12 protein-coding genes and 1 pseudogene are annotated in these 14,245 nt (G+C 62.3%); 8 read left to right on the top strand and 5 right to left on the bottom strand.

Features of this window, described 5'->3' with window-relative positions; translation table 11 throughout:
- The first annotated feature begins 273 nt into the window (after positions 1–273).
- A complete protein-coding gene (locus ACLP9N_RS17295; RefSeq protein WP_442408568.1) occupies positions 274–1,770 on the top strand; it encodes an aldehyde dehydrogenase family protein in 1,497 nt (498 codons plus the stop codon).
- A gap of 195 nt (positions 1,771–1,965) precedes the next feature.
- On the opposite strand, the gene ACLP9N_RS17290 is transcribed toward ACLP9N_RS17295, so the two are convergent.
- Positions 1,966–3,096: a VOC family protein gene (locus ACLP9N_RS17290; RefSeq protein WP_442408567.1), complete on the bottom strand. Its 1,131-nt coding sequence runs from the start codon at positions 3,094–3,096 to the stop codon at positions 1,966–1,968.
- A gap of 71 nt (positions 3,097–3,167) precedes the next feature.
- A complete protein-coding gene (locus tag ACLP9N_RS17285) occupies positions 3,168–4,007 on the bottom strand; it encodes a fumarylacetoacetate hydrolase family protein (RefSeq protein ID WP_442408566.1) in 840 nt (279 codons plus the stop codon).
- Between the two features lie 119 nt (positions 4,008–4,126).
- Between ACLP9N_RS17285 and ACLP9N_RS17280 the strand changes: the two genes are divergently transcribed.
- The 5 genes from ACLP9N_RS17280 to ACLP9N_RS17260 all read left to right on the top strand — a co-directional run bounded on the left by ACLP9N_RS17280 (position 4,127) and on the right by ACLP9N_RS17260 (position 9,712).
- Positions 4,127–5,929, top strand: a complete 1,803-nt coding sequence (locus ACLP9N_RS17280) for an FAD-dependent monooxygenase (RefSeq protein WP_442408565.1) — start codon at positions 4,127–4,129, stop codon at positions 5,927–5,929.
- Positions 5,919–6,650, top strand: coding sequence for a GntR family transcriptional regulator (locus ACLP9N_RS17275; protein WP_442408564.1), 732 nt, complete (start codon positions 5,919–5,921; stop codon positions 6,648–6,650). The genes ACLP9N_RS17280 and ACLP9N_RS17275 overlap by 11 nt, the downstream gene beginning before the upstream one ends.
- Before the next feature lie 60 nt (positions 6,651–6,710).
- Positions 6,711–7,157 carry a nuclear transport factor 2 family protein gene (locus ACLP9N_RS17270; protein ID WP_442408563.1) on the top strand — a complete coding sequence of 149 codons (447 nt, stop codon included), beginning with the start codon at positions 6,711–6,713 and terminating at the stop codon, positions 7,155–7,157.
- A gap of 104 nt (positions 7,158–7,261) precedes the next feature.
- A complete protein-coding gene (locus tag ACLP9N_RS17265) occupies positions 7,262–8,878 on the top strand; it encodes an AMP-binding protein (RefSeq protein WP_442408562.1) in 1,617 nt (538 codons plus the stop codon).
- 81 nt (positions 8,879–8,959) lie between these two features.
- Positions 8,960–9,712, top strand: coding sequence for a hypothetical protein (locus ACLP9N_RS17260; RefSeq protein WP_442408561.1), 753 nt, complete (start codon positions 8,960–8,962; stop codon positions 9,710–9,712).
- A 326-nt stretch (positions 9,713–10,038) separates the two neighbouring features.
- Here the strand turns inward: ACLP9N_RS17260 and ACLP9N_RS17255 are convergent, their stop codons facing one another.
- A complete protein-coding gene (locus ACLP9N_RS17255; RefSeq protein WP_442408560.1) occupies positions 10,039–11,271 on the bottom strand; it encodes a cytochrome P450 in 1,233 nt (410 codons plus the stop codon).
- Between the two features lie 239 nt (positions 11,272–11,510).
- Here ACLP9N_RS17255 and ACLP9N_RS17250 point away from each other — a divergent pair, with 239 nt between their 5' ends.
- Both ACLP9N_RS17250 and ACLP9N_RS17245 read left to right on the top strand, forming a co-directional pair.
- Entirely contained in the window at positions 11,511–12,146 is a 636-nt protein-coding gene (locus ACLP9N_RS17250) for a TetR/AcrR family transcriptional regulator (RefSeq protein ID WP_442408559.1), read from the top strand.
- Positions 12,147–12,271: 125 nt separating this feature from the next.
- Complete coding sequence (locus ACLP9N_RS17245; RefSeq protein WP_442408558.1) at positions 12,272–13,072, top strand: hypothetical protein; 801 nt, start codon at positions 12,272–12,274, stop codon at positions 13,070–13,072.
- 477 nt (positions 13,073–13,549) lie between these two features.
- Here ACLP9N_RS17245 and ACLP9N_RS17240 read toward each other — a convergent pair whose 3' ends face one another.
- Positions 13,550–13,729, bottom strand: a complete 180-nt coding sequence (locus tag ACLP9N_RS17240) for a DUF7156 family protein (RefSeq protein WP_442408557.1) — start codon at positions 13,727–13,729, stop codon at positions 13,550–13,552.
- A gap of 16 nt (positions 13,730–13,745) precedes the next feature.
- A pseudogene (locus ACLP9N_RS17235) lies at positions 13,746–14,245 on the bottom strand (hypothetical protein); the annotation flags it as partial.

Below are 14,245 nucleotides of genomic sequence, written 5' to 3'. Positions count from 1 at the left end.
TGGACTTTATTCACTATGGGCTGAAGTTTCCCGACTGACCTTTCTCGGCCGCCCGGGTAGGGCGGCCTCGGGCGTGGCATCGGTCCGGACGCAGACTGCCTTGGCTGAACGGACCGCGTGAACCGGTCCAGGGACCAGCCCACCTCCGGGTATGGACATCCAAGCAGGCGAGCAATAGCGTTAACCGTATAGCGATTTTGTATGTAACCCCAAGAGTCAGCGCATTCGCAGCACTACGCTTCGAACTGCGCTCTGCTCGTTGAAAGGATGTCCATGACGGTCTCGTCCGTGGCTCGATCCCCGCTCTCGTTCCAGCCCGAAGCTCGGCTGTACATTGACGGCCGGCTCCGAAACTCGTCGACCGGCGGCACCGTTGAGAACGTGAACCCAGCCACCGAAGAAGTGCTGGGTGTGTGCACCGATGCCGGTGCCGCCGATATGGACGAGGCGATCGCCGCTGCCCGGCGCGCTTTCGATACCACCGACTGGGCCACCAACCGCGAATTTCGCCAGCATTGCCTTCAGCAGTTACACGCCGCGCTACAGGACGAAAAAGAGCAGATGCGGCCGGAGATCGTCGCCGAGGTGGGCGCACCTATCAGCGCAACGTACATTGCCCAGCTGGACTGGCCACTAGCCGACGGCATCGCATATCCGGCCCATCTCATCTCGGAGTTCGAGTGGGAACGTCAGCTGCCCGACGGAGCGTTGCTGGGAGTTGCGTCCCGACGCAAGGTTGTCAAGGAGCCTATCGGCGTCGTCGGTGCGATCACGCCGTGGAACTTCCCAGTCGAGATCATCACCAACAAGCTCGGCCCCATCCTTGCCACCGGTAACACGGTGGTACTCAAGCCCGCTATCGAGACACCGTGGAGTGCACTGCGGTGGGGCCGGATCATCGCCGAGAAGACCGACATCCCCGCGGGTGTGGTGAATATCGTGCCCACGTCGGACAACAGCATTGCTCAGGTCCTTGCGGAAGACCCGCGGGTGGACATGGTGTCGTTCACCGGGTCGACCGCCGTGGGCAAGCTGATCCACCGGCTGTCAAGTGAGACGATGAAGCGCAATCTGCTTGAGCTGGGCGGAAAATCGGCCTACATCGTGCTGGACGACGCGGACATGAATGTCGCGCTGCCGGGCTGCATGGGCGCATTGATCCACTCCGGCCAGGGGTGCGCGTTGACGACCCGGATGCTGGTGCCGCGCGAGTTCTACGACCAGGCTGTCGAGGTGGCCACCGCGACATTCGCCGCCGTCGGCGTCGGGGATCCGACCGATCCCGCCAACTTCTGCGGTCCGCTGGTATCGGCCAGGCAGCGTGATCGGGTGATGGGTTATATCAACGGCGCCAAGGAACAGGGTGCGAGGATCACGATCGGCGGCGGGGTTCCGGACGGTCTCGATCGTGGCTATTTCGTGGCGCCAACGGTTCTCGCCGACGTCACACCCGAGATGACCGTCTTCCAGGAGGAGATCTTCGGCCCGGTCATCACCATCACGCCCTACGACGGCGGCGACGACGGCGCTGTCGAATTGGCGAACAACTCGGTCTACGGGCTCTCGGGTTCGGTGATGGGGTCGACCGAGCGGGCGATGGCAGTCGCCAGCCGCGTGCGCACCGGAACGATAATGGTCAACGGCGCGATGTTCTACGGCGCTGACGCGCCCTTCGGTGGCTACAAACTCAGCGGCCTAGGACGCCAAAACAGTCTCGAAGGTTTCGAGAATTACCTACAGACCAAGACCATCGGTTACCCCTCCGCCTGATTTCAACTTCCGACGGATATCAAGCTCCAGGGGACAGCGGCGTCTTGATGGTCCTCGCCCCGCCGCGTTCCGTCCTGAGCGGCGGCCGGCGGAGGTAACGCCGGCCACTGGGCAATGCCACACCAATTCGGCGGCGCAGTGCTGCGGTCCGCCTCAGATGTGGTTGACCAATGGTCCGAAAGCTGACGTGGGCGGTTAAGCGCCAGCGACTTTCATCATCCCGATCAGTCGGCCGAAGTCGAACTCGTTGTTGTGACGCAGCCCGGTAATTATCGACCATGCCTCGCGCGGCAAGGATTTCGGAGCAACACCGAGAAAGTCGTTGGTGGCCGGCGGTCCCCACTGGGCCAGCCCGGAAGCGCTGAGCGGCGCCCAGCCGGGCTCCAGCGTGGAGTCGAACATGTCGCCATCGCAAAAATGCTCGACGAGAAAACCGTCCGGATCGCGCCAATAGTCGAAGATTTGGCTGCCTTGAATGTGGCGGCCAATACCCCACGAGCGACGATAACCAAGCCCGGCAAGATGCTCGCCGCCGGCAGCCAAAGCGTCGATATCGCACACTTCGTAGGCGGAATGAACGTAACGGGTCGTGGGCCCCAACGACAGAGCAAGGGTGTGGTGGTCCGCCGGGGTCATGCCACGGTCGCAACGGATGAAACTCATACTCGGGCCGCGCTCGCGCTGTCCGGGATAGAACAGGAAGTCGCTGACGATCATCCCCAACGTGTCCAGGTACCAGTCGAGTACTTCGCTGTACCTTTCGCTTTGCAAGACCACATGTCCGAGCCGTTGGACACGGCTGGGCTCGCGTGGGGGACGTTGTGTGGCGTTGACGCGCAGCAACTCATGGCCGAGATTGCACGTGAGCCGCGTCTGCGCCGGCAGTCCGTCGAGTTCGTGGGTGTCTGCCACGACCTGGACAGCCACTCCACTGGGATCGACCAAGTCGACCCCCACACCGCCGAGCGTTTCCGGCAACCGGCGGCTGGTCGCGTTGGTGGCCGTGGCCAGACGCGACACATCTGATGGGTCCTGGGCCTTGAATGCCAGCCCGGCGAATCGCGAACGCGGTCCGTGACGAATAATCACGCATGGCGTACCCCCATCCGTTCCTCGCAGCTGCAGCTCGTCGGCGGTGCGCAACGCCGTGGTGAACCCAAAAGCGTTCGCGAATGCTTCGGCACGGGCCAAGTCGGGCTTCTCGAATTCAAGCCATGCGATGTCATGCACTTTGATCAACGGATTGCGGGAACGTCCGGGGTGTTCGCCCGCGCGAGCGCCGGCCTCACTGTGCAGACCCTTATGGGAGTCGATAGCTTGGGCCATCAGTTGTCTCCTTGTGGTGAGGGAACTTTGGCCAGGCCAAAATTCCGGCGACGCCACCGCGGATCCGGTCGTCAGACCGTGATCACCGCGGGCGCCAGGCAGAGGTTTTGCTGCTCGCCAAGCCCTTCGATCGAGGTGGTGAGCACCTGCCCGGGCTCCAGGTACACCGGCGGCACCTGGGCACCGCCCACGCCGCTAGGCGTGCCGGTAGCAATGAGGTCACCTGGGCTCAGCGTGATGATCTGACTGACGTACGAAACAATCTGGGCGGGCGAGAACACCATGTCCGCCGTCGTGGCGGACTGCATGACCCGTCCGTCAACCGCGCATTCCAGCTGCGCGTTGCGGGCGTGGTCGCATTCGTCGGAAGTCACCAGAAATGGACCGACAGGTGTGGATGCCTCGAATGTCTTGCCCTGCAAGAACTGTGAGGTGCGTAGCTGCCAATCGCGCATCGAGACGTCATTGACGATCGTGTAACCGGCGATGACATCAAGCGCTTCGTGCTCATCAACGTAGCGAGCGGTCCGGCCGATGACGACTCCCAGCTCTGCCTCCCAGTCAACCTCAGAGGAGTTCGGCGGAAGCTGCAGAGGATCGCGCGCCCCGATCAAGCTGCGCCAATATTTGGCGAAGATCACTGGGTGCCCCGGCAGGGACATTCCGGCCTCGCGGGCATGCCCGTGATAATTCAGGCCGACGCAAATCACCTTTTCCGGCCGCGGGACGACGGGAGCCAGCCGCGCCCGCGTGTACGCGACCTCGCCGGTCGCCTCGCCTCCGGCGAGCCGCCTCCAATCGTCGCGGCCCAGCAGATCTGCCAGGTCTGTGTAGGGCAGCACTGCGAACGTTTCTCCATCGAGCCGCGCAGCGGCGGTAACGCCGTCAAGCTGGATGGTGGCAAGACGCATCTCGGCCTTTCAGAAAGGGGCCAGCGGCCAGCTCGGCCTGTGACCTTGACTACGATGTTGGATACAACTATATAAATATCACATCCAAAATGGAATCGATTGGCGAGATGAGACCTAACTTGAACCACCGTGAAATCGAGGTGTTGATCGTCGGCGGCGGCGGCGCCGGGCTCACCGCCGGCCTGATGCTCGCCGATCTTGGCGTTGACTATTTGTTGGTAGAGCGCCATCCGAGCACCACGATCGTGCCGAAGGCCCACATCATCAACCCCAGGACCGCAGAAGTGTTCGCGCCGTATCGGTTCGACCAAGAGATCTACCAATCGGGCACGCCGGACACCAACAACTCAAAAGTGCGGTGGTACACCTCGTTTGGTGGGGATGACATCGGCGACCGGTGGAACTTCTGCACCCTCGACGCCTGGGGCGGGGGCGCGCTTACCGATCATTACCAACCGCTAAGCGCCTACCCGCACGGCAACTTTCAGCAGAACCGGCTCGAACCGGCGTTGCGCCGCCAAATCGATGAGCGGCGGCCCGGCACTGCGCTGTTCTACAACGAACTCGTCGCGTTGGAGCAAGACGCCGATCGGGTGACCGCAACCATTCTCGACCGCGCAACCGGTGAGACCTGGACAGTAGCGGCGAAGTACGTGGTGGCAGCCGATGGCGGAAAGCTAGTCGGCAAATCGCTTGGGATCGGAATGGGCGACAACGTTCCCTTCGCTGATGTGCTCAACATCGCCTTCCGGGCTGATCTCTCGGAGTGGATTCCCCACGACGACAACGTCATCAATCTCATCACTCGACCAACGGTCGAGGGCGGCTGGGTCACGGGCGGGTTGCTCAACATGGGCCCGCAGCGCTGGGACCGCCATGCACGTGAATGGCTCTTCTCCGTCGTCTTTCCCCCCGACCACGGCGCCATTACCGAGGACACCGACGACGAGCGCCGCATCCAGCTGATCTGCGACGTCCTCAAGATTCCGGCATTAGAGGCCGAGATCATCGCCTGCAACTACTGGCTGATCGAATCTGCTCTCGCAGAACGGTATTCAGTGGGCAGAATCCATCTCATCGGAGACGCCGCTCACCGACACTCACCGATGGGCGGCCTGGGCTTGAACACTGGCATCCAGGACGCGGCAAACATTTCCTGGAAGCTCGCCGCAGTACTGCGCGGAACCGCCGACCCAGCGCTGCTGGACTCCTATGAAGCCGAACGTCGTCCCGTCGCGAAACGCAACGTGGAGTTCGCGACCGCCGCATTCTTCAATCATCTCGGATGCCAATCGGGTTTCGGTCTGGTCCCCGGGGCGCCGCCGGAGTTCACCCAGTGGGTGATGGGGTCGCTGACTTCCCCGACCACCGATGGTGCTATGCGCCGAGCGCGCCTGGCGGAGTACTACCGCACGGCCCGTTGGGAATTCGAATGCGCCGACATCGAACTCGGCTACACCTACGCCGACAGCCCTGTCGTGCTGCCCGACGGTACCGATCCGCCCCCGCGCGACCCGGCCGGCCACGCCTATGTCCAGGCCGCTCGGCCGGGCCACCGGGTTCCCCATGCGTGGTTCTACCGGAACGGTCAGCAAGTGTCGACCCACGGACTGCTGCGTCCTGGAACGTTTCTGCTGCTCGCAGGAAGCGATGGTCAGCGCTGGATCGATGCTGTTCAAGAGTTGTCCGTCGAGCGTGGTATCAGCGTGGACGCGCTTCGGGTGGCCCGCGACGGTGACCTCGTTCCGCTCGACGGCGCCTGGCAGAAGTTGCGTGGACACGATGACGACGGCGCGGTGCTCGTTCGACCCGACGGACACATTGCGCTGCGCGTCCTCGACGATGTCGCGGAGCCCAGGATTAGCCTGGCCCATGCCTTGGACGTCGTATTGGGAGGAGCGAAGACCGCCGTTGTCAGCTGACCCCGTCAATCCCGTCACCGTTGCAGAGCGCGCCGAAAGACGTCCGGCGACCGAGCAAGTGCACGACTTGCTGCGTCAACAGATCATTGACGGCGACTTGGCGGCCGGGGCCAAGATCTCACAACTGCAGCTCAGCCGGCGACTGTCAGTCGGCCGCACGCCGCTGCGCGAGGCTTTGAAACTGCTTGAGCGAGAAGGGCTGGTCATCAGCAACGGCCTGCATCGCAGCGTGCAGATCAGCCCGTTGAGCATGGTCGACCTCGATGATCTCTATTCGCTACGGGTGACCGGCGAATCGCTCGCGATCTGGTCGACGGTGCCCGCTCTACGCGACGACGACTTCGCCATGCTGGAAAGACACCTCGCTGTGATGACCGATCCAGCTGACCTGCCGGCAGCCGAAGAGGCGCACCGCGCATTTCACGCCGGCCTGCGTATCGGGACCGGCCAGCGAATGCAGAACCACTTGGAAATGCTGTTCCAGCATGCTGAACGGTACATACGTGCTTTCGCCCGCGACGATCCGGAGCTCATCGAAAAGAAGCACCAGGAGCACCGAAACATCCTGGCCGCCTGTCGTCGACGTGACCGCAACGGGGCTCGTTCGCTCCTCATCGATCACGTCGCCAGCACCGCGATCGCGCTTATGCAGGCCGAGAGGCACGCACCGTTCTCGTTGCCTCTGGCGGTGCGAATGGCCAAAGTGGGCGCCGGCAAATAATGCCATCTCCAGCAAACGGATCGGTCCATAGCATCGGCCGCAAAAAGGAGAGCTGGGCCTATGTCTGACCGCGCCGATGTCGCCGAGCTCGTTGTCCGTTTTGCCGATGCGGTGAACCGTCTCGACGTGCAGCAGTTCGAGAACGTATGGGCTCCTGAGGCCACCTGGGTGATCGATCCGCCGACGGACAGTCGGCTGGAGGGGTCGCCGCACGACATCGCGACGGCCTTCGGCGTGGGGATGCGCGCGGCATGGCAGTCCTTCATTCAGGTCGTGCACGGGACCGTCGTCGACGTCTGCGGCGACGCCGCTCGCGCTCGGTCATATCTGACCGAGCTGGGTGCGCCACTGAACACAGAAGAGGGTTATTTCAACCACGGTGTCTACGAAGACGAGTTGGCTAGGACCGAGGCGGGATGGCGATTTACCCGGCGTCACTACCGCTACCTCTATCTCGATAGCCGACCTATCCACGGACTGGCCGCGCCTCTCGGCGCGGTGCTGTGACTGCACAACGTCCGACAGCGGACCCGCTAATGCTTCTCCCAAAGATTGGACAACCTATTACATGAAAGTGTCTACCTCTCAACGGAATCGAATCCAGTCGCCGTTTGGCGGCGCCGTCGCGACTGGCGGCAGCCAGCCGGGCCAACGCGCTGGGAGCCGGCATGCACGGGATTGAATTGTTCGACCGCGGCGTCGAGATCAATGCGGGCGGGACCGCGTTTGTGGCGCCGGACGGGTCGCGTGCGATTAGCTACGAGCAGGCCGCTGACATGACGCATCGCGTCGCGGACGCACTCCAGCGCGACGGTTTCGGCACAGGCACGCCGGTCGGGGTGCTCGCGCCGAACTTGCCTGAGGTCTTTCCATGTGTGTTGGGCATCGTGCGGAGCGGATGCGCCTGGTTGATGTTGAACGCCCGTTCGTCTACGGCGGATCTTGTTGCGGTGCTGCAGCAGGTCGGTGCGCGCTGCCTGCTGTATTCCACCCGCATGAGCGAATCCGTCGCCACGATCGAGGCGATGGTTCCGACATTGGATCGCATCGTGGCGATCGATGGGGCAGAAGGTAGCGCCCACCCACTACTCGAGGACTGGATCTCCCCTAGCGGGGTCAGAGTTCCGTTGCCGCCGTTGGACCCCGGCGCCCTCTTCGGGTTTGGCTCGACCGGAGGAACGACCGGCCGACCCAAGGCGGTGATGCTGTCGCACGGTGCACTGGCGACCATGGTCTACGGCTTCGCGGCTCATATGCCCGAGAGTGATCCCGTCCATCTGGCGGCCGCACCGATCACGCACGCCGCGGGCGCTGTTATCTTCCCGGTACTGGCCGCGGGAGGCGTCAACGTTATTCATGACGGCGTTGTCGCACGCGACGTGCTGGATTCGCTCGAGCGCAACAGAGTGACGCGATTGTTTCTTCCGCCGACGGCGATCTATTCACTTCTCGACGACCCGTCGGTGCGGGGCCGCGATTACTCGAGCCTTCGCTACTTTCTCTACGCCGCAGCCCCCATGTCAGTGGCGAGGTTGCGTGAGTCAATTGAGGTGTTCGGCCCAGTCATGACTCAGTGTTATGGCCAAGCCGAACTGCCCATGATGTTGACGTTCCTGTCTCCGGAAGAGCACGCCGAAGCGATTGCCGACCCAGACCTCGCGGGGCGCCTCGGCAGCTGTGGCCGTTCGTCGCTGGTCGCTCACGTCGCGACCATGTCGGATGCGGGCGATCTCATGGGACGCGGCGAGCTCGGCGAGATCGTGGCGCGATCGTCACTGCGTATGAGCGGGTACTTCGACGAACCCGCTCAGACAGCAGCCTTAGAGCGCCCAGGCGGCTGGCAGGCAACTGGGGACATCGGTTACATCGACAAATCCGGCTACGTCTACATCGTCGATCGCAAGCGCGACATGATCATTTCCGGAGGCTTCAACGTTTACCCAAGCGAAGTAGAGCAGGTCATCTGGAGCCACCCGGCGGTGCGGGACTGTGCTGTGATCGGCCTGCCCGACGACAAGTGGGGTGAACGAGTCACCGCCGTGGTCGAACTGAAGCCCGGTAGCGCGTTCGACAGCGACGAGCTGGTCGCCCGGTGTAAGGAGCGGCTCGGAAGCGTCAAGGCACCCAAGCAGGTGATTGTTCGCGAACTACCGCGGTCGCCCGTCGGCAAGGTGCTCAAGCGAGCCCTGCGCGACGAGTACTGGGGTGGGCGCGAGCGCATGGTGTAGACGTCCCCGCGAACGCGCGACGCGGCATCGCCGAAGATTCGATGACTGTCACAACTTGCTTGTCCCGCGAAAGGGGCCCGAATGGAACTCAAGCTGGAGCGTGTCGGTGCCTGGTGTGGCGTCGCGATGCTCACGTTGTTCTTCATCACATTCGCGCTGGTGGCCGGCTTGGTGCCGCCCCTGCCCCCTCAGACGGAGGCGCGAGACGTCGCTGAGTTTTTCGTCAGTCATGGTTTGCGTGTCCGCCTCGGGGCGGCGTTGACCATGCTCGCGGTGGGTGTTTCGCTGCCGTTTTGGGCGGCCATCTGCGTCCGGGTCCGCCGGGTGGAGGGCAGATGGGGGGTCCTTGCGATCACTCAGATCATGAGCTGCACGCTGGCGCTCGCGGTTTTCATGTTCCCGATGGTGCTTGTCGCCGCAGCGGCATTTCGGCCCGATCAGCGTCCCGTCGAGATTACTCAGGCGCTCAATGACGTGTTCTGGTTGATGTTTGTCGGAACGGTTACCCCGGGGCTCGCGCACTTTCTCGTGCTGGCGATCGCGGCGTTCGTTGATCGCACCGACCCTGTGACGTTTCCCCGCTGGTTCGGCTGGTTGAGCGTCGTCGCCGCCATCGCTTCCTTGCCAGACGTTGTTGCGGTGGTCTTCACCAGCGGTCCATTGAGTTGGAGTGGGGCGTTCGCTTGGTGGATCCCGCTGGCGATGCTAAGTGTCTGGATGATTGCACTAGTAGCCGTCATGCTTCGGTCCATCAGCGCCGAGCAGACCGCCGCGGTTCATCGCGCCAGCGCGTCCGGACTCAGAAGTTCCGCAACAGCAGGCGATGAAAATTGACGCGTTAGGGGACCCCATGCGCGATCAGAGTAAGAACGGTTGAGTTCCGGTTACTTCTGTCCGTGTAGGTGGAACTGGATGGTGCCTCGATCTTCTCGTAGCCGGTTCATCAACTTACGGCATTCGGCTTGTCACTCCAGGTGCCTTAAGAGCGTCTGCCATGACGGCAACCGCGGTGGCCTTGGTGGGCAGTACACGTGGGCCGGTATTTCCAGGTGCGGGCAGAGCTGAATTTGCGCGTGCCAACCGTGACATGCCCGCATCGAGAAGCCGCCGGACCTTGGGTTCGCCCGTTTGGCCGGCGCCGATGAACTTGACGGTCTCCGTCATGCCGCATCTTGAGGAACGCTCATGCGCTCACCGGGAGTGAATTTGATGGGCAGGCTGCGCAACGCGTGCACCTCGCCGGCATCCTCGAACCGGACGGGCGTACCGTTCAGTGCGAAGTCCGGCAGCCGCTCCAGGATCTCCTGAACCATTTCCTGGAACATCATGCGGGCCAGATGGGATCCCAGGCATCGATGAATGCCGACACCAAAAGCCATGTGTCGATGACTGTTTGGCCGAGAGAAGTCGATCTCATCTGGATTCTCGAACACCGCCGGGTCGCGATTGGCGGCCGCCCACATCAGGATTGCGCGATCGCCCGCGTTGAGCCGTTGGCCGTGGAACTCGCAGTCTCTCGACACCGTACGTGCGAGACCCAGGCTGGGCGTTGAGTGCCGCAGGAATTCCTCGGTGGCGTGTTTCATCAGATCAGGTCGATCTATCAGTGCTTTCCGCAGTTCGGGTCGCTCGATCAAGTGCAGCAGCGTGTTACCGGTGAGGCCGCTGGTGGTGTCCATGCCACCGAGCACCATCAGCACGGTGTACATGATGATTTGCATGTCGTCGAGCGGTACGCCGTCTACGGACCCTGTGAGGATCCGGCCGAAGAGATCGTGGCCCGGTTCGCCGCTTTCTCGGCGCTCGTTCATGTGTTTCGTGATTTCACCGAAAAGCTCTAGGACTGCGACGCCGGCTCGCTCTTCGTCGTGCGTGCGGTCGTGGACCATGGAGTGCACCCAGCCCACCCACTGTAAGTACTTCGACTCGTCGAAGCCCAGCATGTGCAGCATCAGCTTGGCCGGCAGGGGCGTCGTTAACTCCGCGACGATGTCGCACTGCCCTCGCTCGATGAACTCATCAACCATTTGCGTGGCCATCTGCCGGGCTCTGGATCGCAGCTGTTCAGCTTGCCCCGGCGAGAAGGACTTGACCGTGATCTGTCGCAGTTTCTGGGTCAGTGGCGGATCGGTTTCGATGGGCAGGATGGCAAAGGGTGCGCCACTGGCCGGTATGCCGACCGAAGGATGCGAGTTGAACAAGTCGTCATTACGGGCAGCATCGAAGACAGTCTGGTAGTCCACGAGTGCCCAGAAGCCGCCGTGCTGGTCTGAATGGGTAACCGGACACCTCGATCGCATCGCGGTGAAGGCATCGTAGGGTGCTTCACGGAATGCGGCTGAGTGGTGATCGAAGCTATTTTCTGTGATGTCGAGGTCCTGGTGAATTGTCACGAGAGCTCCCCTCCAGGTGGCGCTGAGTAGTACTACAAGGCCCCAAGAATTGTAGTCCGAACTGCAGACTATTCACTAATGTAGCCCAGTTCAACGGCGAGGTTTCGACAGGGATTCAACGGCCGCGGGCTGCGCACACGGGCACCTCGATCCAGCGGGTCCGTGGCGCAGTTGTAGTTCGAACTGCACAGCCGTACTTGTTGTAGTCTGTGCCAACAACTCGGCCGAAGGTGCGTTTGATGACTCGTGTGCCAGAACAGCGCGGGTCGGGGCGGTCAGCAGCGTGGGGCGCCGACGTGCCGCTGAGCGACGCGGAAGCGCGTTGCAGGCTCGTCGAGGCGGCCGAGGCATGCTTTGCCGATCGTGGTCCCAGCAGGACAACGATGACCCAGATCGCCGCCAAAGCTGGCGTGCACCGGACCACCGTGTACAGCTACTTTCCCAATCGTGACGCGATTTTGGCGGCCTGCTTCGTCAAGGCCACTAACGAGGTGGTGGCCGCTGCTGACCCGTACTTTCGTACGGCCGGTCCTTTCGCCGAACGCCTCATCGCCGCGGTGTTGGCGGGTCTGGCGGCGGTCCGAAACTCGCCGACCATGCGGTCAATGGTGAGCAGCGACGAATTGGCGCATACGCATCACGCGGCCGAGCGCTCCGAGGTGTGGCGCAGCGAGATCGTGGACCGCTTCACCGAGTGGTTTGTCACCGCCGAACCGAATGACGTGCGCCAGGATGTAACCCCGAAGATGCTCGCCGAGTGGGTAATTCGGATCTGCTTTTCGCTGATCGACGATCCCGGACATGCGGAGTACGGCGGTGACGAAGGCCTATTGCGGGCGTTCCTACCCGGCACCATCGCGCCACACCGCGGCTGACAGGGACCCAAGCGGTTCGCCCTTGCACCTGGCCGACACCTCTGCTTAGGTTGTTGTGCAGACTACATTTCCTCTTGTTCTGTTGGAAGGGTCTCGTGGCTGGGTGCTTATCGGAAGACCGCAGTGTGGCGGTCGGCGCCGACCTGGTGCCGGTACTTACCAAGTCCATGACTTGGCAGGTCAGCATGCTGATCGTCCTGTCAGGACTGGCATTGGCTGTCTTCGGATACGCGATCTGGCGCTGGCGCCAGTCGGGGCGGTCGGAGATGTTCTGGATTGCACTCGGCGCGATGGCCGCGGTTTTCTACGAACCCTTGGGTGACTCGCTGGTCAACCTCGTCTATCACCAGACGGGAACCCTCACCGCGCTGCGAGCCTTCGGCCGGACCATTCCGCTGTGGGTCTTGCCCTGTTACGCAGTCTTTTTCGGTCCCGCGATTCTTTGGCTCGTCAAGTATCTGCAGACGGCGCCGACCCGCGCGCGCTGGATGGGCTTGTACGGGGCCTGCATCCCGGCTACGTGGGTGTTCGAGGTCCTCTTACTCAAAATGGGTGCCTACGTATATTTCGGTGCTCACCAACCGGTGAAGATTCTCGGTTACCCAGTGTGGATGGCGTTTTCCAACAGCGCTGTCATCTTTCTGACCTCGGCGATGGTGTTCCTCTGCATGCGGAGTCAAGCCGTCCTCCGTGCACCGGCGGTGCTCGCTTTCATGGTGCCCTGCCTGATCATCGGGATCGGAGTTGTCACTCTAATTCCGATCGGATTCGCCATGAGCGCAACGTATTCCGTGCTTGCGATTAACGTCGGAGCCGCGCTATCGGCGCTGCTGTCGATTGCACTTGTGTGGGTGTCGTACTCCCTGACCTCTGAAGAGGGCTCGCTTCTTGCCGTCTCGAAGACGGTTGACCGAGTCACCACCTGACGACGATGCTGGTCTCGCGAGACGGTGCGATCCCGCAACGCATCCGCTATCGGCACCGAGGTGTGCATCGCCCTGTTTACCGCGGCTGCCACACGTCGTGCACTGTCGCCGTGGGGGAGTGGCGACTCCCACATCGACACGAGGGGCCCGTGCCCGCGATGAACTGTCGGCACTCGACGTGAACGTCAGACACTGGCGCGGACGCCCCTGCGCTTGAATTTCTATGTGCGGCGAGTCAAGCCGACAACACGGTCGCGCCGTCAAGACAAGCCAAACACGTACACGCTCAGTACGTGGCGGCCTTCGACATGGGTTGGTGTATCGGCCCCCGGCATCCATCGATGGGGTTGTCGGAGTGTGTAAGTGCCCGGCTACCAATAGCATCTGTCGTTGGCGTCGCGACGTGTCACATGTGAAGAGTTTCCCCCGGAATGGGCCTTTGGGCCGCCGGTCAAGCAGCTTTTCCCAGCGTTGACGTCACAGCGTGACGACGATGCCTTGCGTCAGCGCTACGACCATCGACAGAATTGCGATGAACGCGAGCGAGCCAAGGATTAGATTTCGCGTCTCGCTCCATAGCGCGTGATTGCTGGCCGGCGGCAGGAAGAACTCGGCTGGCAGTTTGGAAATGTACTGCGTACCAGGGTGTTTCATCATCGCGACTCCTTCCTGATCATGGGACGTAGGCACTGTCGGCGCCGGTGAGGGTACGCATTGCCACCAGCGGCACAATCAGCAATAGGAAGAAGCTGATCTGGAAGCCGACAAACCAGGCGCCCAGCCGCATCAATTCGAACCGCCATCGCGGAATGGTTACTTCGTAGTTAAGGAAATCGTCGAATTCCCGCTGCTTTGTCAGCGGGCTCGGCTGCGTGACCAGACCCAGGCCGCTCGGAGCGGCAGTGACTGCCGCCGTACCGGAAACCATTGTGTGGCGGGGATGTTTGGACTTGGTGAAGCGGTCGAGGCGGCAGAATCGCTCAAGGTGATTCAGACCGCGGATGGGTGGTTTCCCAGCCCAGTACGCAATGAGGTTAGGCCATAAGCACATCAGGCCAATCGTCCACAACAAGGTGATGCGAGTGCCGCTGCTCCACTGCAGGACGGGGCCGATGCCGGGATCGTATGTCCACCAACCCATCGCGGTCGCCGTGCCTTCGACGAGAAAGTCCC

The organism is Mycobacterium sp. (assembly GCF_052144515.1).
GTDB lineage: Bacteria > Actinomycetota > Actinomycetes > Mycobacteriales > Mycobacteriaceae > Mycobacterium.
The sequence above is the reverse complement of the archived record's forward strand: the minus strand, read 5'-3'. Positions and strand labels throughout refer to the sequence as shown.

Excerpts from the sequence above, each read along its gene's own strand:
- ACLP9N_RS17295 (WP_442408568.1), top strand. The coding sequence starts at position 274 with ATGACGGTCTCGTCCGTGGCTCGATCCCCGCTCTCGTTCCAGCCCGAA.
- ACLP9N_RS17290 (WP_442408567.1), bottom strand. The coding sequence starts at position 3,096 with ATGGCCCAAGCTATCGACTCCCATAAGGGTCTGCACAGTGAGGCCGGC.
- ACLP9N_RS17285 (WP_442408566.1), bottom strand. The coding sequence starts at position 4,007 with ATGCGTCTTGCCACCATCCAGCTTGACGGCGTTACCGCCGCTGCGCGG.
- ACLP9N_RS17270 (WP_442408563.1), top strand. The coding sequence starts at position 6,711 with ATGTCTGACCGCGCCGATGTCGCCGAGCTCGTTGTCCGTTTTGCCGAT.
- ACLP9N_RS17260 (WP_442408561.1), top strand. The coding sequence starts at position 8,960 with ATGGAACTCAAGCTGGAGCGTGTCGGTGCCTGGTGTGGCGTCGCGATG.
- ACLP9N_RS17250 (WP_442408559.1), top strand. The coding sequence starts at position 11,511 with ATGACTCGTGTGCCAGAACAGCGCGGGTCGGGGCGGTCAGCAGCGTGG.
- ACLP9N_RS17240 (WP_442408557.1), bottom strand. The coding sequence starts at position 13,729 with ATGATGAAACACCCTGGTACGCAGTACATTTCCAAACTGCCAGCCGAG.